This is a genomic window from Achromobacter sp. SD115, from assembly GCF_017355315.1.
In the GTDB taxonomy this organism is placed as follows: Bacteria; Pseudomonadota; Gammaproteobacteria; order Burkholderiales; family Burkholderiaceae_B; genus Achromobacter; species Achromobacter xylosoxidans_B.
The window spans coordinates 244,779-270,909 of sequence record NZ_JADIJM010000006.1 but is presented as its reverse complement, the minus strand read 5'-3'; the positions used below and the strand labels follow the sequence as shown (position 1 = coordinate 270,909).

Genomic DNA, 26,131 nt, shown 5'->3' with positions numbered 1-26,131 from the left:
CTGCAACACCGTCTCCAGCATGTCTATTGGGTGGTGCGGGCCAGGACGGCGCGCACCGCGTCGTCGGGAGCCGGGCGCATCATGGCTTCGCCGATGCGGGTCATGAGCACGTAGCGGATCGAGCCGCCTTCCGTTTTCTTGTCCACCTGCATCAGGTCCAGCCAGCGGTCGGCGCCCAGGTCGGGGGCCACGGCGGGACAGCCGATGGCGGTCACCAGCGCGCGTACGCGCTCCACGTCGGCGCGCTCAAAGCCGGCGACGTCGGCCGACAGCTCGGCCGCCTGCACCATGCCGCAACCCACCGCTTCGCCATGCAGCCAGGCGCCGTAGCCCAAGCCGGATTCGATGGCGTGGCCGAAGGTGTGGCCCAGGTTCAGGATGGCGCGCAGGCCGGATTCGCGTTCGTCCTTGCCCACCACCTGCGCCTTCAGCTCGCAGGAGCGGCGGATGGCATAGCTGACGGCCTCCGGGTCCAGCGCGCGCAGCTTCTGCGCGTTTTCCTCGCACCAGGACCAGAAGGCCGGGTCCAGGATCAGGCCGTACTTGATCACTTCCGCCAGGCCCGCGGACACCTCGCGCGCCGGCAGCGTGTTCAGCACGTCGGTGTCGATCTCGACGGCGACCGGCTGGTAGAACGCGCCGATCATGTTCTTGCCCAGCGGATGGTTGACGGCGGTCTTGCCGCCCACCGAAGAATCGACCTGCGACAGCAAAGTCGTGGGCACCTGCAGGAAGCGCACGCCGCGCATGTAGACCGCGGCCGCGAAACCGGTCATGTCGCCGATGACGCCGCCGCCCAGCGCCACCAGCACGCAGCGGCGGTCCAGGCGGTTGCCCAGCAGGGCGTCGAAGATCAGGTTCAGCGACTGCCAGTCCTTGTAGGCCTCGCCGTCCGGCAATTCGATGCGCAGCACCCGCTTGCCAGTCTTGGCCAGCGCCGCCTCGGCGCGTTCGCCGTACAGCGCGGCGACGGTCGGGTTGGTCACCACGGCGATCGCGGTGGCGTCGGCGGGAATGCTCTGGTCCAGGGCGTCCAGTCGGCCGGGGCCGATGTTGATCGGATAGCTTCCGCCCGGGGTGTCCACGTGTACAACGTTCATATGCGCTTCTCGAAGGCTTGCAATTGCGGCAGCAGCGCCTTGACCAGGGTGTGGATGGGCATGGCGCCCGTTTCCACCACCAGGTCGGCCACTTCCTTATAGAGGGGTTCCCGCAGGGTCATGAGGTCGCGCAGCGTGCCGCGCGGATCGGCGGTGGCCAGCAGGGGACGGTTGCGGTCGCGGCAGGTGCGGCGGAACAATTCGTCCACGCTGGCCCTCAAATAGACCACGATGCCGCGCTCGTGCAGGCGCTGGCGGTTTTCCGGGGCCAGGATGGCGCCGCCGCCGGTGGCGAGAATTATGTTGCGCCGTTGGGTACACTCTTCCAAGGCGGCAGATTCCCGGCGACGAAAACCGGCTTCGCCCTCGATTTCGAAGATTACCGGCACCCGCACGCCGCAACGCGCCTCGAGCTCATGATCCAAGTCCATAAACTCGCGCCCCAGCGCACGCGCCAGGCCACGCCCTATGGTCGTCTTGCCCGCGCCCATCATCCCGACCAGGAAGACCGGCAGGTCATGCGGCAACGTAGCGGCCTTGCCTGTGCACTCAGCGGCGCAAGGCAGGTTTTCAGGCGTCTCGCCGGAGGACGCCGGGTCCGGGTCAGCCTCCGGACATGAGATAGCGGAAAAGTTCATGACGGCATTATCACATCAGCCGCCAGTTGCCCGCCTACCACACTGAACGATTTTGTTACAGAAACCGGTACCCCGTGCCAAGACGGACCCGGAGATACCCGTAAAATCGCCGCGATGAGCAAGCCCCAGAATTCCTCCAAGAAAGACAAGCCCGCCAAGAGCGGTTCCCCGATACTGCGATTCTTCGTAAAAACCGGCATTTTCTTTGCCGGCCTGTTCCTGTGCGGCGTGCTGCTGGCCGGAATGGCGTTGGCGCTGGCCTGGCCCAACCTGCCGGACCTGAACGCCATGACGGACTACCGCCCTCGGGTGCCGCTGCGCGTCTATACGGCGGACCGCGTCCTGATCGGCGAATTCGGCGAAGAGCGCCGCAACGTGCTGCGCTTCAACGAAATCCCGGACGTCATGAAGTCCGCGGTACTGGCGGCCGAGGACGACCGCTTCTACCAGCACGGCGGGATCGACTGGATGGGCGTGGCGCGGGCGGGGCTGACCAACCTGATCAGCATGTCGAAGTCGCAGGGCGCCAGCACCATCACGATGCAGGTGGCGCGCAACTTCTACCTGTCGTCGGAAAAGACCTATTCGCGCAAGTTCTATGAACTGCTGCTGACCTTCAAGATCGAATCGGAGCTCACCAAGGACCAGATCCTCGAGCTCTACATGAACCAGATCTACCTGGGCCACCGCGCCTACGGTTTCGCGGCCGCCTCGCGCACCTACTTCGGCAAGCCCCTGGCGGAAGTCACGCCGGCCGAGGCCGCCATGCTCGCAGGCATCCCCAAGGCACCGTCGCGTTTCAACCCGATCGCCAACCGCCCGCGCGCCGAGCTACGCCAGCGCTACGTGCTGGGCCGCATGCATTCGCTGGGCTACCTGACCGAACCGGAATACCAGCAGGCGCTGGCCCAGCCCATCGTCATGAAGTCCGCGGAAGGCACGCCGGCCGGCGGCTATTCCATCCATGGTGAATACGTGGCGGAACTGGCGCGCCAGCTGCTGTTCAACGTGTACCAGGACAACGTCTATTCGCGCGGCATCAATATCTACACCACCGTGCAGTCCAAGGACCAGGAAGCGGCCTACCGCTCCGTGCGCGAAGGCGTGCTCGAATACACGCGCCGCGCGCCCTACCCCGGCCCCGAGGAACAGCTGGACCTGCCCCCCGGCACCGAGAACAATCCGCAGGCGCTCGATGAATTCCTGGACGGCGTGTTCGACAAGTTCAGCGACAGCGGCGATCTGCTGACGGCGCTGGTGCTGTCGGCCAGCCCCACCGAAGTGAAGCTGGCGCGCAGCTCGCGCGAGATCATCACCGTCACCGACAAGAAGGTGCTGGGCGTGGTGGCGCGCGCGCTGAACGACAAGGCCAAGCCCGAGCAGCGCATCAAGCGCGGCTCCGTGGTCTACATCCGCAAGTTCGGCGACAACTGGGAAATCATCAATCTGCCCTCGGTGCAGGCGGCCTTCGTGGCGCTGTCGCCGCAGGACGGCGCGATCCGCGCCATGGTCGGCGGCTTCGACTTCTACCGCGGCAACTTCAACCGCGTGACGCAGGCCTGGCGCCAGCCGGGCTCGAACATCAAGCCCTTCATCTACGCCGCTTCGCTGGAGCGCGGCCTGACCCCGGGCACCCAGATCTCGGACCAGCCCTTCGAGCTGACGGCCGCTCAGACCGGTTCCAAGGCCTGGAACCCGAAGAACTACGGCAACCAGTACGAACCCATGCTGACCCTGCGCCAGGGCTTGTACAAATCCAAGAACATGGTGTCGATCCGTATCCTGCAGGCCATCGGCCCGCAGTACGCGCAGGACTACCTGACCCGCTTCGGCTTCGACAAGGCCCGCCAGCCCGCCGTGCTGCCGCTGGCGCTGGGCGCGGGCTCGGTCACGCCGCTGCAGTTGGCCGGCGCCTTCTCGGTGTTCGCCAACGGCGGCTACCGCGTCACGCCCTACCTGATCGACCGCGTCACCGACAGCAACGGCAAGGTCATCATGCAGTCCAAGCCGGTCGTGGCCGGCGATGCCGCGGCCCGCGCCATCGATCCGCGCACCGCCTGGATCATGGACGACATCCTGCGCGGCGTGGCTACCTACGGCACCGCGGCGCGCGCGCGCGTCCTGCTCAAGCGCAACGACATCGCCGGCAAGACCGGCACCACCAACGAATCCGTGGACGCCTGGTTCTCCGGCTACACCCCGTCGCTGGTCGCCACCGCGTGGCTGGGCTTTGACCAGCCCAAGTCGCTGGGCTCGCGCGAAACCGGCGGCGGCGTCGCCATGCCGATCTGGGTCGATTACATGCAGACGGTCCTCAAAGGCGTGCCCGAAGAGAAGCCGCGCCCCCGTCCCGACGGCCTCATCGTGGAAAACGGCGAGTTCTATTTCTCCGAATTCCCGCCCGGACAGGCCGTCGCGCGCCTGGGCTTGCCCGAGGCCGACACGCTGGGCGAGTTCCTCAATGGCCTGAACGGCAGCACCAGCGAGGAAACCAGGATCAAGGTCGCGCCGGGCGTGGGCACGCAAAGCAATACGCCCTGGTCCCAGAAGATCCCGTTCTGACGCGCAAATAGCAAGGCCGGCCCGATGGGGCCGGCCTTTTTTTCGCCTGAATCTGGCGTCTTTACAGGCGTATCGTCACGGGTACGCCAGCCGCCGCGGAACAGATCTGCGACAGGGCGTCCGGCAACTGCGGGCCGCCTCGGGTATCGTTCCAGTGCTGGCCGTCGTAACGGTAATGGAAGCCGCCGCTGCGCGCCGCGACCCATAGCTCCTGCATGGCAGCCTGGCTGTTCACCACCACGTGGGTGTTGTCTTCGAAGACCATCGTCAGCACATTGCCGCTGCGGCTGGTTTCGACATCGACATCGAGCGAAGCCGCCCAGTCATCGGCCTGGCTTTCGATGCTGTTCAGCACCTGGTCGATCAACGCAAGAAATTCGGTTTCGGTCATAATCGAGCCTGCAAGATTTAGGAGTTCCCAGTGTTCCACTTGGCATTTCGCCGCATGGTCCTTCGCATTGTAGCCACGCTGCTGGCGACCGGCATGGTCGCGGCCTGCGGGTACAAGGGCCCCTTGTACATGCCGACGCCTGACGGCAAGCCGCCCTCGCGTACGCAACAGCAACCGCAGCCGACGGTCATCCCGCCGGCCCCGTCGCTGCCATGACTTCCCGATTCCCCGCGCAGCCTGAACTGGCCGGTCATCCGTACTTCCAGTTCCGCAACAATGTGCTGTACGCCGAGGACGTGCCGCTGGATCACCTGGCCGAAAAGCTGGGCACGCCGCTGTACGTTTACTCGCGCGCCGCGCTCAAGGCCGCCTGGGAATCCTACCGCAACGCCGTCGGCCAGCACCCCGTACTGGTCTGCTACGGCATGAAGGCCAATTCCAACCTGGCCGTCCTGAAGGAATTCGCGCGCCTGGGCGCGGGCTTCGACATCGTTTCCGGCGGCGAGCTCAAGCGCGCCCTGGCGGCGGGCGCGGACCCGTCCAGGATCGTGTTTTCAGGCGTGGGCAAGCAGGCCTGGGAGATGCGCGCCGCGCTCGCGGCCAAGGTCAAGTGCTTCAACGTCGAATCCGAAGCCGAATTGCGCCGCCTGTCGGAAGTCGCGCATGGCATGGGCCTGCGGGCGCCCGTCTCGCTGCGGGTCAACCCGGACGTGGACGCGCAGACGCATCCATACATTTCCACCGGTCTGAAGGAAAACAAGTTCGGCATCGCCATCGAATCGGCGCTGGACGTCTACCGCAGCGCCCAATCGCTACCGGGCCTGGACATCGTGGGCGTGGACTGCCATATCGGTTCACAGCTTACCGATATCAGTCCCTATTTCGACGCGCTGGAAAAACTGCTGGACCTGATCGCAAAGCTGGATCAGGCCGGCATCCGCATCGCCCATCTGGACCTGGGCGGCGGCCTGGGCATCCGTTATACGGATGAGATCCCGCCCTCGCCGAAGGCCTTGCTGGACCGCGTCTTCGAACGCCTGAACGCGCGCGGCTTCGGCCATCTGCAACTGGTGCTGGAGCCCGGCCGCTCGCTGGTGGGCAATGCCGGCGTGCTGCTCACCCGGGTCCAGTACCTGAAGCACTCGGAAGCGCGCAACTTCGCCATCGTCGACGCCGCCATGAACGACCTGCTGCGCCCCGCGCTGTACGAGGCCTTCCACGGCGTGCGCCCCGTGCATCCGCGCGCGGGCGACGCAACCCTCTACGACATCGTCGGTCCGGTCTGCGAAAGCGCCGACTGGCTGGCCCGGCAGCGCAAACTGACCATCGAGCAAGGCGACCTGCTGGCGGTCGAGTCCGCTGGCGCCTACAGCATGGCCATGGCCAGCAACTACAACGCCCGCCCCCGCGCGGCCGAAGCCATGGTCGACGGCGACAAGTACTACGTGGTGCGCCAGCGCGAAACGCTGGACGACCTGCTCAGGGGCGAATCCACCCTGCCCTGAGGGGCTGCCGCCATCAGCGGCACGGCGCCTGCGCCGCGTGCGTGCGCGATGGCGCGTCTTTCACTTGAACTCATGCGTGATGGAGGCCGGCCGGCCGGGCGCCACCGTCAGGGTCATGCGGTGGTCTCCCGCCGACGCGTTGCGCACGGTCACCTGATAGCGGCCGGGCGGCAGGGACAGCTCGCGCAGCGGCGGGCTCACGCCGCGCGAGCGGCCGTTGACCAGCACCTCTCCCCATGGACGCACCGCCACGCGCACCGTGACAGGCGCCGCCTGAGGCGGCGGGGTCGCGGGTGCGGCCGGCTCTGAAACCGGAGGGACTGCCGCGGCTTCAGGCTCAGGGGCGCTTTCTGGTTTTGGGCTGGCGGCCGGCGCCACGGATACGGCGGCGGCAGTCTGCGACGGCGAGACGGATCCGGCCGCGGCGGAAGAATCCGGCGGGGTCTGTGGCGTCGGCGCAGGCGCTGTTGCGACGGTAGCGGGCTGTGGCGGCTGCGCCGACCGCAACCACGCATACCCGCCCGCCGCAAGCAGCAGCAGGCCCGCCACGGCGAGCGGCAACATGCGCCGCGCCCGCGCCGGGTGTTCCGGCCGCATCGCGGTCAGGCGGGCGGCAGCCGGTAGCGGATCGGCAGACTCGTCGGCGGGCGTCTCCGCCATCAATGAGGGCGCAAACATGTCCGGCTCCGGATCCGCCGCGGGCGCCGGCGCGGGATGCGCCACAGCAGCCGCCACGGCCGGCGGGACCGCACCCATCGCCGCGGCAAGCGCCGCAGCCGTCCGCGGCCTGGCCTGCTCCTCCATCGCCAGCCCCTCGTCCACGGCGGCGCAGAACGCCGCTCGATAGGCGCCCGGTTGCCATTCGTCCAAAGGCAGGCAGTCGTCGCGCACGCGCCGCGCCAGCGCGCCCGGAGGCGCTGCGTCCGACGCCAGGAAGTACGCCAGCGCCGCCAGCCCGTACACGTCCGTCCAAGGGCCGCAAGCATGGCTCGGATCGTCCGTGTACTGTTCGAACGCGGCGTAACCCGCGTGCCGGACGGCGTCTTCCTCATCCGGCGCAACATCGGCAGGCGGCGCCAGGACGGCAACACCCTGCGCATCGCGGATCACGGCACCGGGGCAGATGCCGCCGTGCACCCCGCCGGCCTCGTGCAAGGCGGCCAGGGAGGCGGACAAACCGGCGACGAGGCGCAGGATCTCCTGTTCACGCAGCCGCCCGGGCGGCAGGCGCAAGATATCGGCCAGGGGCGCCTCCTCTGGAGCGGCCGGCCAGCCTGCCGGGCCCGGTCCCGGCGGCACAGCTGAAGTTCGAAGCATGCGCAGTCCTCCGGCAGGTTCAGGGATGCCAGGTCGGCAGGGATGAGAACAATCTGGCGAACAGCGTGGCGTTCAGCGCGCCGCCATGGATATAGGTCTGCAAAGCCGCGCCGTCCGTCTGGTTGGTCCACCAATAGCTGGTGTGGGAACTGGGGTTGAAGCAGAACGGCAGATCGGGCCAGGCGCCCAGCGCGCGGCGCGCCAGGGGCGCGGAATCCTGCTCCCGGCCCGCGCTCAGGATGTCCATGATGTCGCTGCCCGCACGCGGCGCGGACACGCGCGCCGCCGCCACGGGCATGCGCAACTGCTGCAGGCTGCGGTCGAACTGTTCCGCCGGGCAACCGTGGCGCACCGCGGCCAGCAAGCTGGCGCCGACCTGCCGGTAATAGTCGCTGGCGCCGTCCAGGATGCTGCTGTGGTACTGCTCGGGCGGCACGGCCATGACGACACACAGCGGATAGCCCCGGCCCACCCGGTCGCGGCTGGGCGTGATGCAGCCCAGCTGCGCGACGCCGGCGCCCGGCCCCGATGGAATCGCGAAATTCCAGATGGGCGCCGACGCGAAACCGCGCGCGGCATTGACGTCCGGCGCCTGCTTCAGCGCAGCCAGCCCGAACTGCAACCAGCGGTCCCACCAAGTGATCAGCTCGCGCGGCAGACGCCGGTGCACGAAATCTCCCGCCGCCGGAATCTTGCCGTACCAGCCCACCCGTCCCCACTCCACTGCTAGCTCCATGTCCATGTCCTGTTCATGACGCGCCGGGGCAGGCAAAGGCCTGCATCTCGGCCAGATGAAAAGGGCTTTTGACGCTGCTGGCGGTGATCTCCAGCACCACCTTGCGCCCGCCCAGGTCGAATGTGGCCAGTGTGATTTCCGCCGTGGCGCCGCGCCGCAGCTGGGCGCGATCCAGCATGCGGTTCAGCGCCCAGGGGCCGGACGTGGTCATGCCCGCCGCCCCTTCCTGCGGCGTAAGCTCTATGCGCACCTGGTTGCTGCCGCGGGGGCCGGGCCACTGCACCGTGGTCGCGACCTGCGGGCCGTGCGCGTAGCGCACCGCCTGGCCGTCCACGTCCATCACGAACTGGGTGATGCCCGCGTCCATTTCCACGGGCCTGATGGCCACCCGGTACGAGGGCATGGGGTTGCCCGCCATGAAGTACACGTCGCGGATGACGCCAGCGCGCTGGAAGGCATCCAGCGTGGCGGAGTTCTCCCCCGACTTGCCATCGATACCGGGCTTGAAGCGCCAGCGCTGTCCGGACACGTCAATCTGGGTCGCCAGGTTCTTCTGGAAGAAGTCGTCCATCAGGCCATTGGGCCCGAACAGCCGCGCCATGTCGTTGGGCGCCACGTCGCGCGCGGAACGGCCGGAAAACGGGTAGCGCCCGGCCACGGACTGACCGCAGAACATGCCTATGGTGGCGGACACGGTCTCGCCCATGCGCGCGCGGGCCACGTCGGACACCTCGCCGGACGCGTTCACGGACAGGGAGTTGAGCACGTCGCGCAGCGGCCCGGGCAGGCGTCCCGCCTCCGCCCGCAGCTTGGTCACGGCATCCGAGCTGGGCGCGGGACTGCCGCTGCGCAAGGCCGCGTCCGCCGCCGTCAGATAGGTATAGAGCTCGTTGATGAGACCCGTGGTGGCAGCGATCGGCGAAGCAGCGCCGGCCGCCGCGCCCTCGCCTTCGGCCAGCCGGCGGTAGGGTTCGAAATGCTGGTCCACGATGCGCTCCAGCTTCTCGTCGCTGGCGTCGGCGCGCATGGCCGCGCCCGGCCCGGTTGGCCCGAACATCTGCTCCAGCGCCTCGCGCGTGCTGCTGACGCGGTCGCGCGCCTGATCCACCAGCGAGCGGTCGTCCTTGCCCGTATCGCGCAACAAGGAAGTTTCGCGCGCGACGCCGCGCACCAGCCGCACCAGCGGCGACTCCGGCGCCGACAAGGTGCGCGCCATCTGGATGTTCTGCAGCAGCGATTTGCTGGGCGCCAGCTGCAGATCGTTCAGATAGCCGTCCCACTGCGCCACGTAGTCGTTCATGTACAAGCGCTTGATGTCCACCACCAGTTGGCGTTGCGCCGTCTGGTCCAGCTGGCTGCGCAAGGGTATGTTCAAGATCCACGCATCGTCCGACCGCAGCACCTCGGCCACGCCGGTGACGCGCTTGTTGAACACGTCCCAGTAGCCGCGATAGCTGTAGAGCGCGGGTATGCCCTGGCTCAACGGCTTGCCGCTCTTGCGCACGAAGACGGCGCTGGCCTGCGCACCGCCCAGCGTCACCACCGTGATCTCGGGCGCCGCATCGGCGTTGGCCAGGGTGCGGCGCAGCCGGCTGTAGGCGCGTTGCGCCAGCGTGTAGCGCGCCAGCTTCTCGCGCGCCTGCGCCACCAATGCGTCATCCTTGGGAAACGGCGAGGCCAGCACATGGCTCTGCGTCAGGTTGCGCAGGTGCAGCGACAGCTGTTCATACTGGCGCCGCGTGTAGCCCTCGGGCAAGGTGGCCTGCATGTCCGACAGCAGCCAGGCATGCATGAACTCCGCGTCATAACGCTCGGCCTCGTACAGCATCAGATAGGCCCGCAGCGCCTCGTAGGAATACTCCAGGTCGCTGGCCGAGGCGTCGCGCAAGGCCGTCTCGACGCGCCGCACCACTTGCGGCAGCAGCACCTGGTCCAGCGTGTTGCCGTACACGCCCTGCGCCGCCGCCTGCAGCTTCTGGCCCTGGTAGAGCCCGTAGCGATAGCCCAGAGGCGGGTTGTCGATCTCGAAGCCTTCGTGCTGCGGCAGGTACCAGAGACTGTCCAGGAATGGCATCAGTCCCAGCAAGTCGCCGGTGCGCGTGATCTTGATGTCGCGCGTCAGCTTCTCCACCGCGGGCACGCGCCGCGCCACTTCCTCCACGTAGTCGGCGTTGTTGCGATAGCTCATCGCCCACCCCCCGATCAAGGCCACGAAGGCCGCTGCCACCAGGCCGTAACCCGCCCAATGCAGCTGCCGGTAGCGGCGTTCCCAGCGCAGATTGCGGCTCGCCAGGCCCGCTTCGCGGAAGATCACGTCCTGCAGCAGGTTCTTCAGGAAGTAGCTGCGGCCCTCTCCTTCACCCGGCACGCTGGCCGCGGACGCGGCGCCGCCGTCGATGCGCAGGTAGCGCTTCAGATGGCCGGTCACCTGGTCGAAGGTTTCGCCGCCCTGCGTGCCGCTGGTGAAGTAGACGCCTCGTGGAATGACGCGCGCCTCGAACTTCGAGGTCGCGAACACATCGCTCAGGAAATGGCCCAGGATGGCCTGCAGGCCGGCGAACTGCTGCGGCAGCATATAGGCGAGCGCGCGCCGCGCCGGATCGTTCTCGGCCGCCACCACTTCGGGCAAAGCGTCATCCAGGCGCCGCTGCAACAGGGCATATTCCTCGTGAAAGGCCTCGTACAGGTCGAAGTCCGGCTCCTGCGCGCGCGCATACGGCAAGGTGAAGCCCCATATCTGCGCCAGTTCCTCGCGGGTGAAGGAAGCGAAATACTCTTCGAAGCCCGACAGCAGGTCGGTCTTGGTCACCAGCACATAGACCGGAAACGCGATACCCAACTGTTCACGCAGTTCCTGCAGCCGGCGCCGCAACACCGCCGCATGCTGCGCCCGTTCGGCGTCGGAAGCCGACAGCAGGTCTTCGACGCTGACCGTCAGCATGGCGCCATTGATGGGCTGCCGGCCGCGATACTTGGACAGCAAGCCGAGAAAGCCGCGCCACTCTTCCTCGTCGCCAGTCGGATCGCTTTCGTGCGTGGTGTAGCGCCCAGCCGTGTCCAATAGCACGGCATCGTCGGTAAACCACCAGTCGCAATTGCGGGTGCCGCCCACACCGCGCAAGGCCACTTTGCCGTAGCGTTCCGCCAGGGGAAAGTTCAGCCCCGAGTTCACCAGCGCGGTGGTCTTGCCCGCGCCCGGCGCACCGATGATCACGTACCAGGGCAACTGGTACAGATACTGCTTGGAGAACCGGTCCAGCGCGCCGCGCTTGCCGCGGCTCTCGAAGCGGGTCTTGCGCAGCAGTTCCACGGCCTCGTGGAACCGCGCCTCCAGCTGGCGTATCTCGTCATTGCCTGCGGCCTCCTCCAAAGGCTTGTCCGTCTTGGGCTTGGGCCGCCGCAGCTGGCTCAGCAACTGTGCGTTCAAACGCCCCTCGCGCCATTTGCGCCACAACAGCCGCAGCAGCCAGATCGCGAACATCGCCACGATGACCGCGATGCGCACGGTTTCGCTTTCCAGCGGGCGCAAGGCGCCGATCGCGATGAGCGGCCCCGCGATCCAGATCAGCACCGCCAGGGCCACCAGCCCCAGGAAGTTCCACACGCGGCGGCTGAAAAACCATCCGAACAGCCTGTAGATCATTCCTGTCCTCCCTGCTCGTGCGCCGGCGGCGGCACCAGCACCGTGATCTCCACCCGCCGGTTCAGCGCACGGCCCGCGGCCGTGTCGTTGGGCGCCACCGGATCGGCATCGCCGCGACCCTCCGCGCGCACCCTGGCTGTCTGGCCCAGGCGTTGCTCCAGCATGTCCTTGACCGCATCCGCGCGCGCCTGCGACAGGTGCCAGTTGGACGGGAAGCGCGCGCTGCGCATCGGCGTATTGTCGGAATAGCCGCGCACCAGAATGCTGCCCTGCGTCTCGCGCAAGGCGTCGGCCACGCGCGACAACACCGGCAGATACTGGTCGCGCACGGAACTGGCGCCGGACTCGAACACGCCGTCACCCCGCAGCACCACCACGCTGCGGTCTACCTCGTCGCGCACGGTGACCAGCTGATCGCGGATCTCGGGCGCCAGGAACACCGCCAGCCTCGGCGTGGGCGCCGGCCGCTTCACCGCCGGCGCGATCTGCACGGTAGGCGGGCGCAGCTTGGCGATGGATGCGAACACGCCGTCGGATTGGCTGCCCAGTCGCCAGCCCAGGCCCCAGTACAGCGCCAGCGCCAGCACGGCGGCCAATGCGCCGAACACCCACAGCGGTACGGGCAAGCGGCGCAGGGGCGTCTGCGCCGGCTCGTCGCGCCAATGGGGCGACAGCGCCAGCGGATACTCGCCGCGCGCGCCGCGCAGGATCCGCAGCAGGCGCTGCCGCAGCGTCTCCAGCTGCGAACGGCCGTTGTCGATCACGCGGTAGCGTCCTTCGAAACCCAGCAGCAGGCAGTAGTACAGCAGCTCCAGCAGATCCAGATGTTGCCCCGGGTTCTGCGACAGCTTGGCCAGCAGCTGGAAGAACTTTTCGCCGCCCCAGGTCTCGTTGTGGAAGGTGACCAGCAGGCTGTGCGCGGACCACACCCCGCCCCCGCCCCATGGCGTGAGCGCGGCGGCCTCGTCCAATGCCGTGCACAGGCAGTAGCGCGCGCCCAGTATGGTTTCGTTGGGTATGCCCGCCTGCTGCGCGCGCAGCTCGAACTGGCGCACCTCGTCCAGCAGGTGCTCGCGCAGCATCGCGGGCGACGGATGAGTCGCCGTGGCGCGGATCTGCGGAATGAGGTCCAGCAGCGGGTTTGCCGCCGCCACCAGCGGATTGGTGCCACTGATGACGTAGTCGTGGGGCCGCAGCCTGCCCGCCGTACTGGCAGCGCCATCGCCCATGCCGCCCGGAGGGCCGGCCAGCGTGTGATCCGAAGCATGCATAGTTGTCTCCGTCTGGTTGGACTGCGCTCAATCGCGCAGCGCCCAGAACTCCATCGTCAGCCCGGGAAAATCGCCCGCCAGATGCAGCGCAAGCGCGCCGGTGCGCTCCAGCTGTTTCCAGAATTCGCCGCTCTTATCCAATTCGAAGTAGACATGTCCGGCGCTGTATGGAATCTGCCGCGGCGCCACCGGCAGCGCACGCACGGCGACGCCCGGCAATTGCAGGTGCACCAGGTCGCGGATGCGTTCCACCGGACCGATCTTGACCTGCGCCGGAAAGCGCGTGCGCACGGCCTCCACACCCAGATCCGCATGCACCGCCAGCACGAAGCCGGCCGATTGCAACAGCTCCGCATCCTGGATCTGCGCCACGCGCACGCCCTGGCCGCGGTCCTGCAGCGGAATCTGCAAGGCCCGTTGCTCCAGCACGGCTGACAACGAACGGCGCAGCTCATTCATCAGGGGCGTGAAGCTGCCCTGCAGATCGTCGTGCGCATACCCCGGCAATACGCCCGGCCGCCGCGTCGCGGATGTGAAAGTGGCAAGGTCGCAGGCCAGCATCAGCCAGTCGTGGAACAGGCGCTCCGGATGCTGCCCGACGTTCTGGCGCGCATGCCAGATCGCGCCCATATAGCGGTTGACGGTCTCCAGCAGCATGAAGTCCGACACCTCGGAGACGCCGCCGCGGCCAGGCTGCGACAAGCGCGCGGCCAGCGCCTCGCTGCGCGCGCCGAGCAGCCCCTGCAATTCATCGATAAAGCCGCGCAGGACCGGATGCTCGCCCGCCGCCACCCAGGGCGCTATGTAGCCCTCGTCCAGCACCACCCGGTTGTCCGAGCGGCGCTCCAGGATGCGCGCGACGCCCAGGCCCAGCCAGTCGTCGGTCAGCTCGTCCTCCAGCATCAGCCGCAAGCGCAAGCGGCCCAGCTGCATCAGGACGGGTTCCAGGGCCACCGAGCCGCTGTCCTCCACCTCGGCCTCGTGCACCAGATAGCGCGCCAGCGTGTCTTCCTCGCCGTCGTAGATGACGTCACTGGCGCCGGCGCGCACGCGCGGCAGGGCCAGCAGGATGCGCGCGCCGCGCGTCTGCGCCGGCACTTCGAACGCCGCCGGCGCCGCGTCCGGGTGCGAAAAATCGAAAGGCGTGCCGTCAGGCATGACGCCTTGCGCCCGCGTCAGCGCCACCTTGCCTATCGCCAGCGCGTCGCGGTCCAGCGACAGCTGGCTGAAGCCCCAGAAGAACCCCTGGAGCGCGGCCGCGCGCTGCTGCGCGGTGTGCAGCATATGGCGTTCAAACTGCTGGAAATGCTGGGGCCGCAGGAACATACCCTCCGACCAGATCACTTTGTCTCTGCTCACCATGTCCGGTTCTCTCTGCATCTAAAAAGGCCACCACGAACGGCTGCGATCCACTTCTTCCAGCCCGTCGCGCTTGACCGCGACTTTCACCGTCTCTTCATTCGGCGAGAACTGCCAGACCTTGTACATATTGGTGTTCTGCGCCTCGGGCAGCGCCACCAGCAGCCGCCACTTGCTCTGCTCCAGTTCGCGATAGGCCGCCACCACGCCCACCACGCGCGCCTCGGCATTGCCGGGGTACTGCACCACCTTGGTCTCGCCCGGCTTCAGGATCACCTGGTCGACATTGAGCAGCTCAGCGCCCAGCGCCGCGTGCGCATCGCCCTGCAAGGTGAAAAAGTCGCGCGATTCGAAGATGCTGGCTGACTTCAGCTCGTAGATCGTCACCTGCACCGGCGACGGCCTGCCGCTCGCGTTCTGGTTGACTTTGGGATCCGCACGCAGCTCGATCGCGTAAGGCACGGGCACGCGCCTGGCCGTCGACGAACATGCCGCGAGCAGCGCCGCCGCCAGCACGCCCGCAAGAATCGCCGCGATGCGTCGCCGTCCCGTCGGAATCATTCGTAGGCATGGACTGCTCATAGGACCTCGGAAATAAAAGTACACACGTCTGTTACGCCGCGACGCATACCTTGCACGACGGGCCGCTATCATCGGCGGAATGACCAGGCCTACCCACCCCGAACGACACGCCCGCGCCATGAAACAGCCCGCACGCATCAGCTTGATATCCGCTCTCGCCCTGCTCGCAGCCTGTGCCGCCACGCCATCGCCGCAGGCCGTGGACGCCTTGCAGCAGGTCCGCGACGAATATGCCGCCAGCCGCTTCGGCGCTGTCGTGCGCACGGTGGCGACTTCCGACGCGCTGGCCACCGCCCCCACTCCCATGCGGGTCGAAGCCCTCAAGCTGCAGGCCTTCAGCTACTGCGTGACCCACTACCGCCAGCTGTGCGAGGACAGCTTCGTGCGCATCCTGCAGCTGCAACCCTCGTTCCAGCTTGCGCCGAATGAGGCCGGACATCCCCTGTGGGGACCGGCTTTCCAGACGGCGCAGGCGTCCCAGACTCGCTAACGCGCCAACGGCGCCCAGGAGACAGGCGTGAAACTCATCGTGTTCCAGCGTGCCGGCGATCCGGCCTTCGACCCCATCCACGCCGTGTTCACGGCGCCCGGCGCCACGATAGGCCGCAGTCTCGAAAATCACCTGGCCCTGCCCGATCCCACGCGCGCCATCTGCCGCGTGCAGGCGGCGATCCGCGTCAACGACGCGGACGCCGGCTTTGTGCTGAACCTGAGCAGCATGAGCGCCGTCAGCGTCAATGGCCAGGCGCTCGCGCGGGACCAGGAAGTGCCGCTGAATCCCGGCGACGAATTGCAGATCGGCGATTACCGGCTGCGGGCAGATACGGGCGCGTCCGAAGCGGCGGTAGCCGCTACGTCCGTGGTCGCCGACGACGACGTCTTCAGCGACCTGATCGGTCCGGGCACCTTGCCCGTGGGCAGCGCGCCGGACGTCTCCACGCATCCCTTCGATCTGGACTCCGCCCAGGCGCGCAACCCGGAAGACCCCTTGCGCCACCTGCCGCCCGGCGATGGCGCGGTGGCGCGCGCGCTCACCGATCCCCTGGCGCTGTTCGACGCGCCCGGCGATGGCACGCCCAGCATCTTCTCGGACGGCACCCCGTCCGCCCTGCCCGCCCACGACGCGCTGGCCGAGCACCGCGCCCATCCCGTCGCTGATGCCTTGGGCCATCCGCGCGAGTCCGCGGACCATCGCAGCGCATCCGACCATCTGCGGGAGATCGGCGGCTACTTGCGGCCCGCGCCCGTCAAACCAGAGCCTGGCGACCAAGACCGCTGAAGTCTCAGGCGTAGTCATAACGGAACTCCCCGTCCGCGGCTGACAGGCCTACCCTGCTCAGTCTGCGGTCCTGCATCGAGGCGCCCAGCAGCTCCCGGCTGATCCTGGGCAACACCGTGTTGGTGAGCACGGCATCCACCATGCGTGCGCCCGACTCCACTTCGGCGCATCGCGCCACGACCAGCGCGGTGGCCTCGGGCGTTACCTCCAGCACGATGCCGTGGTGCTCCAGGAGGCGGCGGCGCACGCGTTCAAACTGCAGGTCCACGATGCGTGCCAGCATGGTGTCCGGCAACGGCAGGTACGGCACCGCGACCAGCCGCCCCAGCAGAGCGGCCGGAAAGGCCTGCAGCAGCGGCTCGCGCAATGCCGCGGCCAGCGCGGCGCTGTCCGGCAACAGCTCCGGGTCGCGGCACAGCGCCGCGATGCGGTCCGCGCCCACATTGGAGGTCAGGATGATCACCGCGTTGCGGAAATCGATGTAGCGCCCCTCGCCGTCCTCCATCCAGCCCTTGTCGAAGACCTGGAAGAAGATCTCATGCACGTCGGCGTGCGCCTTCTCCACCTCGTCCAACAGCACCACGCTGTAGGGCCGCCTGCGCACCGCCTCGGTCAGCACGCCGCCCTCGCCATAGCCCACGTATCCAGGCGGCGCGCCCTTGAGGGTGGACACCGTATGCGACTCCTGGAACTCACTCATGTTGATCGTGATCAGGTTCTGCTCGCCACCATAAAGCGCCTCGGCCAAGGCCAGCGCGGTCTCCGTCTTGCCGACGCCGCTGGGGCCGCAGAGCAGGAACACGCCCACCGGCTTGTCCGGGTCGGTCAAGCCGGCACGAGAGGTCTGGACCCGGCGCGCCACCGCCTCCAGCGCTTCGCGCTGACCGATCACCCGCGTCGACAGCGTATCCGCCAGATCCAGCACGGCGCGCGCCTCGTCCCGCAGCATGCGGCCCACGGGGATGCCGGTCCAATCAGCCACCACCGCCGCGACCGCCGCCGCATCGACCGCGCAATGCACCATCGCCGTCTCACCCTGGCTGGCCGCCAGCGCTACGCGCGCCTGCGTCAACGCATGGCGCTGGTCATCCTGCGCGTCGGACGCTGCAAGGTCCAGCGTCTTGCGCAATGTCAGCACATGCCCGGCCAACGCACGTTCCGACTCCCAGCGCGCCGCCAGCGTCCGCTCGTCGTCCACGGCTCCGGCCTGCTCGGCCGCCAGGCGCTGGATCCGCTGCGCGTCGCCCTCGCCCAGGCGCAGTTCACGTTCGGCGATGCGCTGCGCCAACTCCAATGCCTGGACCCGCCTGCGCGCCTCCTCCAGGCTGGGCGGCACCGCATGCTGGCTGACCGCGACGCGCGCGCAGGCCGTGTCCAGCAGCGCCACCGCCTTGTCCGGCAGCTGGCGCGCGGGAATATAGCGGTGCGACAAGGTCACTGCCGCCTCGATCGCCTCGTCCAGCAGCAGCACGCCATGATGGGCCTGCAGCGTTTCAGCCAGGCCCCGCAGCATGCCGGATGCGCGCGCCTCATCCGGTTCGTGCACCTGTATGACCTGGAAGCGGCGGCTCAGCGCGGGGTCCTTCTCGATGTACTTCTTGTATTCCGACCAGGTGGTGGCGCCTATGGTGCGCAGCTGGCCGCGAGCCAGCGCAGGCTTCAACAGATTGGCCGCGTCTCCCGTGCCCGCGGCGCCGCCCGCGCCCACCAGCGTGTGGATCTCGTCGATGAACAGCACCACCGGCCGCTCGCTGGCCTGCACCTCGTCTATGACGCCGCGCAGCCGTTGCTCGAACTCGCCCTTCACGCCCGCGCCCGCCTGCAACAGGCCGATGTCCAGCAGATACAGCGCAACGTCGCGCAGCTGCGGTGGCACCTCTCCCGCCGCCAGGCGCAGCGCCAGGCCTTCCACCACGGCCGTCTTGCCGACGCCGGCCTCGCCGGCCAGTAGCGGGTTGTTCTGGCGGCGCCGCATCAGCACATCGATGAGCTGGCGGATTTCCTCGTCGCGTCCGGACACCGGATCGATCTCGCCCGCGTGCGCGCGGGCGGTCAAGTCGACGGCAAAACGCGCAAGCGCGGAACCGCCCTCGCCCGGCGCCCCGGCTGCGACGGCAACGGACGCAGCCTCGGCCGCATCTTCCGGCGAGCCTTGCACGATCTCCTGCAACTGTTCCAGCAACGTGTCTGGCGCGATGCGCGAGAACTGCGCCGACATGCCCAGCAGCACGTGGCGCAGCGCGTAGGTCCGCGCCAGTCCCGCCAGCAGATGGGCGCTGCGGATGCGTACCGCGCCATAGCGCAGCGACCCCAACACCCAGGCCCTTTCGACTGCGTGATCAATGTGTTCGGACAGATCGGACACCGAACCCGCCCCGGCCGGCAGGCGGTCCAGCTCCGCCGTCAGGTCGGCTTGCAATGCCGCCATGTCCAGTCCGAAGCGGCGCGCAATCCGGTGCAGGTCGCTGTCTTGCGCATGCAGGATCTGATGCACCCAATGCACCAGTTCCACATAGGGATTGCCCCGCAGCTTGCAGAACGCGGTGGCGCCCTCCAGCGTCTGGTAGAGCAGCGGATTGAGCTTTCCGAAGAGGTCGATGCGGCCGATATCCGACATGGCAGGGTGGCGCGTCAGGCGCGCGTGGTCGTTGAGGTTGAAGCCGGCAGGCGGCCACGCGGCGGGATACGGCCGCGACTTTCATAATCCAGCAGGAGATCGCCAGCTTCGCCTTGCCCGGGCCGGCGCTTGCCCAGCCACGAAGAGAGGCCCAGCGGCCGCTGCGCGCCCAGGACAAGCCCGCGCGCATCCTGCGCGCGCAGCACCGGCCGCAGATCCCAGGCCAACTCCATGCCGATGTAATGCCTGACCCAATGCGTCAGCTGGCGGGCGCGTTCGCCTCCTGGCAGAAAGCTCTGGTAGTCCGCCAGCGCCAAGGGACCGATCTCGATGCGGAACTTGTGCTGGGCGTCGCGCACCGCTACCCCCAGCACCGTGTCGCGCCCCAGCCCCGCCAAGCCGCCCAGCCCCAGTCGCTGTGCCGGTTCCAGGCGGATCCACTGCGGTACGAACTCGCGAATGCGCACCGGCAGGCCGAAGAACGATTGCAGGATGTGCTTGAGTCCTTCCGGATTGCGGGTCTGGCGCGTCAGATGCCCAGCCATGTGGTACTTGGCATGGTCCAGCACGGCGTCGCGGCGCCGCATCGACGGTTCGCCCATGTGCAGCAGGCTGGCCACATAGCGCGTGAAGCGCTCATCCTTGCGATCCAGGCTGACCGTGCTCTGCGCATCGGCCCAGGCGCGGTAGAACAGCAGGATGAGCCGATGGTGGAACACGTCCGCGAATGCGGACAGCGTGCGGTCGCCGTGATGCGCCATGCGCTCGCGGGCGTGTTCCGTCAGATGCAGAGGCAAGGGCCCATTCGGACCGAACAGGCCAAAGCTGAATATCGACAGTTCCGCGGGCTGGCCGCCCATGGCTGCGCGCGCGCCCGCCACGGTGGATGGCGCGAATGCCATCGACGGCTCCTGCCGCAGCCGCACGGGTTCGTGGCGCGCGACCGTGTCGCGGCCCAGCGGCTTGCGCGCCCCGGAGAGCGCATCTATCCAGCGCAAGGCATGGAACAGGTCGTGGGCTTGCGGTTCGCGCTCCAGCGCGCGCCACCATTGCGCCAGCGCGCCGTCTGGCGCGGCGGGCGGATTTTCGGCAGCGGCAAGGGGTTGGGCGATGTCCACCGTCCTACCCCATGTGGATCTGCTTGGCGTCCACCTTGACCAGGTCGCCGCCCGTCACCACCGTGTAGGCCGCGTGCAGCCGCGCGCTCTGCTCCGCCTGGAAATCGATGGCGCCGGCGCGCACCTGGTCCATCTCGCTGACGCTGCGCAGCGACAGCCGCGCCATCAGCGTCATGCGGTCCAGCACCGCCTCATAGTTCCGGCCCACCAGCCGCGTCTCACCCACGGTGGCATGCAGCTGCTTCGCCACCATGCGCATGCTGCCGCAGGTATGGCGTTCTTCCTCGGCTTCCACCGCGTACTCGGACGCGCGCACGCGCACGGCGCGCTCGCTCTCCAGCAGCACCTCGCCGCTGCGCGAACGCAGTACCAGTTCGCCCTCGGCTTGCAGCGTGGTGCGCCCCGGATCGGCCTGCACGGTGATGGCGATCAGGTAGATCCGGGCGGGGTCCGGGCCGCTGATCAGCACCTCGTCGCCCGGTTGCGGCTCCAGCAGGCAGCTGGCGGCGCGCTGCGCGGTCCAGACACGGCCGTCGCAAGCCACGGCGTAGCGGCCGTCGGGTTCGCGGCGCAGCAACTCGCCCAGCAGATGGACGGGGTCGTAAGCCATGCGGCTCAGATGTGTCGCGGACTTCATCATGCGCTCCTTTTTGTGTGCACAGGCCCTAGACCACGGGCCGGCGCCCCATGCGGGGCTGGTAGCGGGCGATCTCGCCGCGCTGCAAGCTCGAGAGGACCAGCTCCGACATCAGGTTGATCGATACGTGGCGCGCGAAGAACTGCTCCAGCACGGCGCCAAACAAATAGGGGCTGATGCCCGAAAACGCCGTCTCGTCCACCTGCAGCGCAATGCGCACGCCGCGCCCATGGACGATGGGGCCCGGCACCGGCAGGCGATGATGCACCGGCGTGGCGCTGACATGCCGCAGGCCGGCGATGTGCCGGCGCATGGCCGGCTCGGCCAGGCTGCCATAGACGTGCAGCATCTCGCGCAGGGTTTGCGCGCCCTGCTCGGCGTCCAGGTCAGTCAGGCTCAGGTAGTTCAGGCCCAGGTGGCTGATCAGATGCCAGGTCGCGGCATTCTCCGCCAGCGCAGCGCGCGGCCGCGTGGGTCCGTGCAGCACCTTCACCGCGCGCACCGGCGCCGACACGCGCAGAGTCATGTCGGTCTCGGTCCCCAGCGGCAGCAGCAACGCCAGATCGCGGTTGGTGCACAGGGTTTCCAGGGTCAAGTGGCGCAGGTCACCGGAAAACGGCGCCTCCCGCCGATCCACCAGCGACAGGAACACCTCGCTGCCGATGTAGCCGCTGCGGGTGCCGTTGCGCTGCGCGATGTCCGAGACCAGCCGCGGCTCGCGACGCACGGAAAAGTAAGCGCCATGCTCGTCGGGATCGCTGCCCAGCGAACCATAGAATGGCCGGAACTCCTGTTCCTGGCGCTGTGCGGAAGCGTGGCCCGCCACGCGCGTCACGCCGTAGACCTCGTAGTCCAGCGGGCGGCTGCGGTCGATGACCACGTGGTACTCGGAAGTCCTGGGGGTTACCGCCACGCGGTCCGCCCGCTTGGCGAACAGGTTGATCACCGGCACGCAATGCAACGCCAGATTGGCGGCCGATATCGCGCCCTCCAGTTCCGGCGCCGCCATCGAGAACAGCAGGGTCAGGTCGAATGCGCGGGTCTCGCGCAGCGCGCCTTGGGGCATCGCGGGCGTGCGCAGCCCCTGCTTCAGTCCGTTGATGCTGAAGAACAGATAGCGCTGCGCGAACGCGAAGTACTCTTGCAGCAGCCGGTAGCCTTGGAACACGCGCGCGTCGCCCGGCAACAGCGCCTGCTCGTCGGCAAAGCCTTCGTGGCGCACCGCGCCCGGCGGTAGCCTGTTGATCCAGGCTAGCGGCCGCGCGGCGTCATGGCCCAGCACCGCCACGGTATGCCCCATCACAACTTCCAGCAGGCGCTGCATTTGCAGGTCCTGGCCGTTCAAGTGGAACACCAGTTGATCGAGGTCCAGGTCTTCCAGCCGTTGCCCGCCGCAAACCTCTATCCGGATACGCAGCGCGCTCAGCACACGCGCGGCGCGTCCCGTCAGGCCCAGGCGCGCCAGCGGCAGATCCTGCGGCGCGGCCGTGAATTCCGCCTGCGTGACCTGCAGGGGCCACAGGCGCAGAGCGTGGCCGGTGGTGAAGTCGCAGGGCGTCTGCTCGCCGCGCGCCACGCGGCCGCGCAGCAACGTGCCGCGGGGCAGCTCGAAGCCTCCCGCCAAGGTGCCCTCGTTCATGCTGGGCGCAACCTGCACGACGGCCATCGCCGGCGTGGGCGCCAGGTAGTTGGGGTACACCACCTCCAGCAGCCGTTGCGAAAAGCGTGGAAATTCCGCATCCATCTTCATGTGGATGCGAGCGGTCAGAAAACTGAAGCCCTCCAGCAGGCGCTCGACATAGGGATCGGGCACCTCGGTGGCGTTCATGCCCAGGCGCCCTGCCACCTTGGGATGGGCTTGCGCGAATTCCGCGCCCAGCTCCCGCAGATAGACCAGTTCCCGGTTGTAGTAATCCAGCAGGCGATCGTCCATCAGGCACCACCCAGATCGCGCAGATCCATGTGGCCGCTCTCCAGGTCGATGTCCGTGCGGAACAGGAATTCGAGCGGCTGCGGCACGCACCACAGCATGCCGCGTATCTCCAGGCTCAGCACGTTGTGGTGTTCCAGCGTGCCAGCGTCCGACACGCAACGCACTTCCACCGAAGAGCGCAGGATGCGCGGCTCGAACGCGGCGATCGCTTCGCGGATCGACTCTTCCACGTCGATCCAGTCGATCTCCGACATGCGCTTTCCCGCCATGGCCCGCACGCCGAAGTTCAGCGCGGAAGCGGCCACCGGCCGATGCGCCGACAAGTCCTGGGACGCCTGCAGGTTCACGGTATTGAGCAGCCAGCGCAGGTCCCGCAGCACCGCCGCGCGCAGCGCCTCATGCGTGAGCATGGCGTTTTCGCGCGGTTCCTCGCGCTTGGCGGGATCGTTGTCCATCAGGCGATCCAGCAGCGACGGCTGCAGGCGGTCCCGCGCCGCGCGCTGGCCGCGCGACAGCGGTTCCCAATCGCCTGGACGGTCTGCGTGGCCCATCACGCCAGCTCCAGGCTGCGCACCTCGAGCAGGGCAGTTTCCGCGGCATCTGTCAGCCACATCTTCTGCCCCACGCCCGCATAGGTATCGCCGTGCAGCGTACGCCAATCGGTCGTCCTGCCCAGCTTGGCCGAATCCGGCAGTTCGACCATGCGCGCACCCGGCGCCGCCGGATAGCGCGCCGGCACCAGGCCCTGCCGCACCTGGCCATCATTCAGCTCGATCTCGGCCTGCGCCCAGATCAGATCGCACAGGCCTTCCGGCGCCAGCAGGCGCACGCGCTTGAGCCCGGTAAAGGGCAGCCAGACGTAACGCCCGCCCGCAAGGAACTCGAACACCGGACCGAGGCGGCTGTCGCCATCGCAGATCCACTGGAACGGCTGCGCAGTCTCTTGCGCCACCCGTTCCAGCAGGCCGGCATGCGTGCTGGCATCCTCGAATGCCTGGCCGCGCAACTCGGCGGCCTGGGCCGGCGCGGTGCCGTCCAGGCGCAGCGCCGATATCATGTCCCGCAGCCAATCGGCGGGCTCGTCCAGCAGCGCGGGCTCGCCCTGCCCGGCGAGTACGGCCTCGCGTTCGCGCTCCGCCGCGATGGCGCTGGCATAGAGCACCTGCGTCGGGCGCGCCTGCGCATTGAGATGCGCGCAGACGTCGAGTTGCTCGGCCGCGCGTGCCCAATCGCCCTGCACCGCCAGCAGCTGGAACAGCTGAGCGCGCAAGTCCGCGTCGGCGGGCTGCCGGCGCACCTGCGCCTGCAGCTCGTCCAACTGACCAGCCAGGCTGAGCGCGCCGAAAGGAACGGCAGCTATGGACATCGGTGCCTCCGTCCTAGCCCACTTCCTTGTTCTGCTTGATATCCCAGGCCACCAGGCTTTCCGCGCCCTTGCCGCCCTTGTCGGTCTGCTCCCAGTACTGCTGCTTGACCTTGGCGGCCTGGAAGGCGAAGTTCACCACCACGCCCTCCGCGCTTCTATCTCCAGAGATCTGCACCGACGACACCAGCACGTCCTCCAGCGTGATCTTGGAATACTCGATCTGCTCGCCGCCCGCCTTGCACATGGACAGCTCGATCTTGCTGAGATGCTTGCCGCTGGCGCAGTGTTTCATCACGGCGGGCGCGGCCTTGTCGATGCGGGCCACCACGTGCAGGTCGTTGAAGCTGGCCTTGCCCGCGCCCAGGCCGCCGCCGCTGGCCAGGTTGCCTGGCTGGGTGGCGCCCCACGAGAAGGACACGATATCGGTCCAGTCCTTGTGATTGGAGTCCTTGGATTCGCCATTGGCCCCATCGATCTTCATGAACATGTCCACTGCCACATCTGTCTCCCGGAGTTATGGGGCACGGTTGCGCCCCGATTTGTCAGCGCCACTCAGCCTTCGTTCTGTTTGAGCGAAGGCAGCTTGGAAACCAGCCGCAGCGACACCGTCAGCCCTTCCAGCTGATAGTGCGGCCGCAAGAAAAACTTGGCGGAGTAATAGCCAGGGTTGTCCTCGATTTCCTGCACCTGCACCTCGGCGGCGGCCAGCGGTTTGCGCGCCTTGGTTTCCTGCGAGGAGTTCACGGGATCGCCATCCACGTAATTCATGATCCAGTCGTTCAACCAGCGCTCCATGTCGTCGCGCTCGCGGAACGAGCCGATCTTGTCGCGCACGATGCACTTCAGGTAATGGGCAAAACGGCAGCACGCGAAGAGATAGGGCAGGCGCGCGGCCAGCTTGGCGTTGGCCGAGGCGTCGGCCTCGTAGTAGTCGTGCGGCTTTTGCAGCGATTGCGCGCCGATGAAGGCTGCGAAATCGGAGTTCTTCCGGTGCACCAGCGGCATGAAGCCGTTCTTGGCCAGCTCGGCCTCGCGCCGGTCGCTGATGGCGATCTCGGTCGGGCACTTCAGGTCCACGCCGCCGTCGTCGGTGGGAAAGCTATGGCACGGCAGGTTCTCCACGGCGCCGCCCGATTCCACGCCGCGAATGGACGTGCACCAACCGTACAGCTTGAACGAGCGGTTCACGTTGGCCGCCATGGCGTAAGCGGAGTTGGTCCAGGTGTAGCGATCGTGGTTCGAGCCGTCGGTGTCTTCCTCGAAGTCGAACTCGTCGACCGGATTGGTCCGGGCGCCGTAGGGCAGCCGCGCCAGGAAGCGCGGCATCGCCAGCCCGATGTAGCGCGAGTCCTCGGACTCGCGCAGGCTGCGCCATGCGGCGTATTCCGTGTTGGTGAAAATCTTGGTCAGGTCGCGCGGGTTGGCCAGCTCCTGCCAGGAATCCATCTGCATCACGTTGGGCGAGGCGCCCGCGATGAAGGGGCAATGCGCGGCGGACGAGATCTTGGCGATTTCTCCCAGCAACTCCACGTCTGGCGGACTATGGTCGAAGTAATAATCGCCGACCAGGCAGCCGATGGGCTCGCCGCCGAACTGGCCGTACTCTTCCTCGTACACCCGCTTGAAGATGGGGCTCTGGTCCCAGCCCACGCCCTTGTGCCGCTTGAGCGTGCGGCCCAGCTCCGACTTCGACATGCACATCACGCGGATCTTGAGGAGCTCGTCGGTCTCGGTGTTGGTGACCAGGTAATGCAGGCCGCGCCACGCGCCCTCCAGCTGCTGGAAATCGGGGTGGTGCATCACGCCGTTGATCTGCTCCGACATCTTCCGGTCGATCTCGGCGATGATGGCCTGGATGGTGCGGTAGGCGTCCGACGACAGCCCGACGCCACTGTTCTCCAGCGCCTGGTGCGCCAGCGTGCGCACGGCGTGCTCCACCGCCTCCTGCGCCTGCTCGGTCTTGGGCTTGAATTCCTTCTTCAGCAGGGCGGACAGGTCGTCCGCCTGCAGGGTCTCGACAGCGCGCGCGTCGGCGCGTTTGGCCACTGCGGTCATGGCATTCTCCGAAAAGCGATTC

At 67.7% G+C, this 26,131-nt stretch carries 22 protein-coding genes; 5 read left to right on the top strand and 17 right to left on the bottom strand.

Annotated elements, in window-relative coordinates; genetic code table 11:
• Window positions 1–23: 23 nt before the first annotated feature.
• Window positions 24–1,100: a 3-dehydroquinate synthase gene (gene aroB / locus IPU70_RS11510; RefSeq protein ID WP_207467376.1), complete on the bottom strand. Its 1,077-nt coding sequence runs from the start codon at window positions 1,098–1,100 to the stop codon at window positions 24–26.
• Entirely contained in the window at window positions 1,097–1,738 is a 642-nt protein-coding gene (locus IPU70_RS11505) for a shikimate kinase (protein WP_207467374.1), read from the bottom strand. The genes aroB and IPU70_RS11505 overlap by 4 nt, the downstream gene beginning before the upstream one ends.
• Before the next feature lie 114 nt (window positions 1,739–1,852).
• On the opposite strand from IPU70_RS11505, the gene IPU70_RS11500 reads away from it, so the two are divergent.
• Window positions 1,853–4,300, top strand: coding sequence for a penicillin-binding protein 1A (locus IPU70_RS11500; RefSeq protein ID WP_207467372.1), 2,448 nt, complete (start codon window positions 1,853–1,855; stop codon window positions 4,298–4,300).
• Between the two features lie 61 nt (window positions 4,301–4,361).
• On the opposite strand, the gene cyaY is transcribed toward IPU70_RS11500, so the two are convergent.
• Window positions 4,362–4,691: an iron donor protein CyaY gene (cyaY, locus tag IPU70_RS11495; RefSeq protein WP_013396958.1), complete on the bottom strand. Its 330-nt coding sequence runs from the start codon at window positions 4,689–4,691 to the stop codon at window positions 4,362–4,364.
• Window positions 4,692–4,745: 54 nt separating this feature from the next.
• Between cyaY and IPU70_RS11490 the strand changes: the two genes are divergently transcribed.
• On the top strand, window positions 4,746–4,907 hold the full coding sequence (locus IPU70_RS11490; protein ID WP_256439232.1) for a lipoprotein: 162 nt from the start codon (window positions 4,746–4,748) through the stop codon (window positions 4,905–4,907).
• Complete coding sequence (lysA, locus tag IPU70_RS11485) at window positions 4,904–6,196, top strand: diaminopimelate decarboxylase (protein WP_207467369.1); 1,293 nt, start codon at window positions 4,904–4,906, stop codon at window positions 6,194–6,196. Before IPU70_RS11490 ends, lysA begins: the two co-directional genes overlap by 4 nt.
• 60 nt (window positions 6,197–6,256) lie before the next feature.
• On the opposite strand, the gene IPU70_RS11480 is transcribed toward lysA, so the two are convergent.
• From IPU70_RS11480 to tssJ, 6 genes are read right to left on the bottom strand one after another with little or no spacing between them, the layout of a single operon-like run.
• Entirely contained in the window at window positions 6,257–7,513 is a 1,257-nt protein-coding gene (locus IPU70_RS11480; protein WP_207467367.1) for a hypothetical protein, read from the bottom strand.
• Between the two features lie 19 nt (window positions 7,514–7,532).
• Window positions 7,533–8,249, bottom strand: a complete 717-nt coding sequence (gene tagF, locus IPU70_RS11475) for a type VI secretion system-associated protein TagF (RefSeq protein WP_207467365.1) — start codon at window positions 8,247–8,249, stop codon at window positions 7,533–7,535.
• A 13-nt stretch (window positions 8,250–8,262) separates the two neighbouring features.
• Window positions 8,263–11,892, bottom strand: coding sequence for a type VI secretion system membrane subunit TssM (gene tssM / locus IPU70_RS11470; RefSeq protein WP_207467363.1), 3,630 nt, complete (start codon window positions 11,890–11,892; stop codon window positions 8,263–8,265).
• Window positions 11,889–13,163: a DotU family type VI secretion system protein gene (locus tag IPU70_RS11465; RefSeq protein WP_207467361.1), complete on the bottom strand. Its 1,275-nt coding sequence runs from the start codon at window positions 13,161–13,163 to the stop codon at window positions 11,889–11,891. The genes tssM and IPU70_RS11465 overlap by 4 nt, the downstream gene beginning before the upstream one ends.
• A gap of 27 nt (window positions 13,164–13,190) precedes the next feature.
• A complete protein-coding gene (gene tssK / locus IPU70_RS11460) occupies window positions 13,191–14,525 on the bottom strand; it encodes a type VI secretion system baseplate subunit TssK (protein WP_207467359.1) in 1,335 nt (444 codons plus the stop codon).
• Between the two features lie 18 nt (window positions 14,526–14,543).
• Window positions 14,544–15,083 carry a type VI secretion system lipoprotein TssJ gene (tssJ, locus tag IPU70_RS11455; protein WP_207467357.1) on the bottom strand — a complete coding sequence of 180 codons (540 nt, stop codon included), beginning with the start codon at window positions 15,081–15,083 and terminating at the stop codon, window positions 14,544–14,546.
• Between the two features lie 139 nt (window positions 15,084–15,222).
• Here tssJ and IPU70_RS11450 point away from each other — a divergent pair, with 139 nt between their 5' ends.
• Window positions 15,223–15,594 (top strand): TssQ family T6SS-associated lipoprotein, encoded by a 372-nt coding sequence (locus tag IPU70_RS11450; RefSeq protein ID WP_207467355.1) that lies wholly within the window; start codon window positions 15,223–15,225, stop codon window positions 15,592–15,594.
• Window positions 15,595–15,621: 27 nt separating this feature from the next.
• On the top strand, window positions 15,622–16,383 hold the full coding sequence (locus IPU70_RS11445) for an FHA domain-containing protein (protein WP_207467353.1): 762 nt from the start codon (window positions 15,622–15,624) through the stop codon (window positions 16,381–16,383).
• 4 nt (window positions 16,384–16,387) lie between these two features.
• Here the strand turns inward: IPU70_RS11445 and tssH are convergent, their stop codons facing one another.
• The 8 genes from tssH to tssC form a co-directional block, all read right to left on the bottom strand.
• Window positions 16,388–19,000 (bottom strand): type VI secretion system ATPase TssH, encoded by a 2,613-nt coding sequence (tssH, locus tag IPU70_RS11440; protein WP_207467351.1) that lies wholly within the window; start codon window positions 18,998–19,000, stop codon window positions 16,388–16,390.
• 14 nt (window positions 19,001–19,014) lie between these two features.
• Entirely contained in the window at window positions 19,015–20,112 is a 1,098-nt protein-coding gene (gene tssG / locus IPU70_RS11435; RefSeq protein ID WP_371818913.1) for a type VI secretion system baseplate subunit TssG, read from the bottom strand.
• 10 nt (window positions 20,113–20,122) lie between these two features.
• Window positions 20,123–20,755: a DUF3540 domain-containing protein gene (locus IPU70_RS11430; RefSeq protein ID WP_207467347.1), complete on the bottom strand. Its 633-nt coding sequence runs from the start codon at window positions 20,753–20,755 to the stop codon at window positions 20,123–20,125.
• Window positions 20,756–20,783: 28 nt separating this feature from the next.
• Window positions 20,784–22,688 carry a type VI secretion system baseplate subunit TssF gene (tssF, locus tag IPU70_RS11425; RefSeq protein ID WP_207467345.1) on the bottom strand — a complete coding sequence of 635 codons (1,905 nt, stop codon included), beginning with the start codon at window positions 22,686–22,688 and terminating at the stop codon, window positions 20,784–20,786.
• A complete protein-coding gene (gene tssE / locus IPU70_RS11420) occupies window positions 22,688–23,239 on the bottom strand; it encodes a type VI secretion system baseplate subunit TssE (RefSeq protein WP_013396973.1) in 552 nt (183 codons plus the stop codon). The genes tssF and tssE overlap by 1 nt, the downstream gene beginning before the upstream one ends.
• Window positions 23,239–24,054 (bottom strand): type VI secretion system accessory protein TagJ, encoded by an 816-nt coding sequence (locus IPU70_RS11415; RefSeq protein WP_207467343.1) that lies wholly within the window; start codon window positions 24,052–24,054, stop codon window positions 23,239–23,241. Before IPU70_RS11415 ends, tssE begins: the two co-directional genes overlap by 1 nt.
• A gap of 13 nt (window positions 24,055–24,067) precedes the next feature.
• Window positions 24,068–24,535 carry a type VI secretion system tube protein Hcp gene (locus IPU70_RS11410; RefSeq protein ID WP_085947903.1) on the bottom strand — a complete coding sequence of 156 codons (468 nt, stop codon included), beginning with the start codon at window positions 24,533–24,535 and terminating at the stop codon, window positions 24,068–24,070.
• A gap of 71 nt (window positions 24,536–24,606) precedes the next feature.
• Window positions 24,607–26,109, bottom strand: a complete 1,503-nt coding sequence (gene tssC, locus IPU70_RS11405; protein ID WP_013396976.1) for a type VI secretion system contractile sheath large subunit — start codon at window positions 26,107–26,109, stop codon at window positions 24,607–24,609.
• Window positions 26,110–26,131 lie beyond the last annotated feature (22 nt).

Coding starts and splice junctions, on each gene's coding strand:
- aroB (WP_207467376.1), bottom strand. CDS start 1,100: ATGAACGTTGTACACGTGGACACCCCGGGCGGAAGCTATCCGATCAAC.
- IPU70_RS11505 (WP_207467374.1), bottom strand. CDS start 1,738: ATGAACTTTTCCGCTATCTCATGTCCGGAGGCTGACCCGGACCCGGCG.
- IPU70_RS11500 (WP_207467372.1), top strand. CDS start 1,853: ATGAGCAAGCCCCAGAATTCCTCCAAGAAAGACAAGCCCGCCAAGAGC.
- cyaY (WP_013396958.1), bottom strand. CDS start 4,691: ATGACCGAAACCGAATTTCTTGCGTTGATCGACCAGGTGCTGAACAGC.
- IPU70_RS11490 (WP_256439232.1), top strand. CDS start 4,746: ATGGTCCTTCGCATTGTAGCCACGCTGCTGGCGACCGGCATGGTCGCG.
- lysA (WP_207467369.1), top strand. CDS start 4,904: ATGACTTCCCGATTCCCCGCGCAGCCTGAACTGGCCGGTCATCCGTAC.
- IPU70_RS11480 (WP_207467367.1), bottom strand. CDS start 7,513: ATGCTTCGAACTTCAGCTGTGCCGCCGGGACCGGGCCCGGCAGGCTGG.
- tagF (WP_207467365.1), bottom strand. CDS start 8,249: ATGGAGCTAGCAGTGGAGTGGGGACGGGTGGGCTGGTACGGCAAGATT.
- tssM (WP_207467363.1), bottom strand. CDS start 11,892: ATGATCTACAGGCTGTTCGGATGGTTTTTCAGCCGCCGCGTGTGGAAC.
- IPU70_RS11465 (WP_207467361.1), bottom strand. CDS start 13,163: ATGCATGCTTCGGATCACACGCTGGCCGGCCCTCCGGGCGGCATGGGC.
- tssK (WP_207467359.1), bottom strand. CDS start 14,525: ATGGTGAGCAGAGACAAAGTGATCTGGTCGGAGGGTATGTTCCTGCGG.
- tssJ (WP_207467357.1), bottom strand. CDS start 15,083: ATGATTCCGACGGGACGGCGACGCATCGCGGCGATTCTTGCGGGCGTG.
- IPU70_RS11450 (WP_207467355.1), top strand. CDS start 15,223: ATGAAACAGCCCGCACGCATCAGCTTGATATCCGCTCTCGCCCTGCTC.
- tssH (WP_207467351.1), bottom strand. CDS start 19,000: ATGTCGGATATCGGCCGCATCGACCTCTTCGGAAAGCTCAATCCGCTG.
- IPU70_RS11430 (WP_207467347.1), bottom strand. CDS start 20,755: ATGAAGTCCGCGACACATCTGAGCCGCATGGCTTACGACCCCGTCCAT.
- tssF (WP_207467345.1), bottom strand. CDS start 22,688: ATGGACGATCGCCTGCTGGATTACTACAACCGGGAACTGGTCTATCTG.
- tssE (WP_013396973.1), bottom strand. CDS start 23,239: ATGGGCCACGCAGACCGTCCAGGCGATTGGGAACCGCTGTCGCGCGGC.
- IPU70_RS11415 (WP_207467343.1), bottom strand. CDS start 24,054: ATGTCCATAGCTGCCGTTCCTTTCGGCGCGCTCAGCCTGGCTGGTCAG.
- IPU70_RS11410 (WP_085947903.1), bottom strand. CDS start 24,535: ATGAAGATCGATGGGGCCAATGGCGAATCCAAGGACTCCAATCACAAG.
- tssC (WP_013396976.1), bottom strand. CDS start 26,109: ATGACCGCAGTGGCCAAACGCGCCGACGCGCGCGCTGTCGAGACCCTG.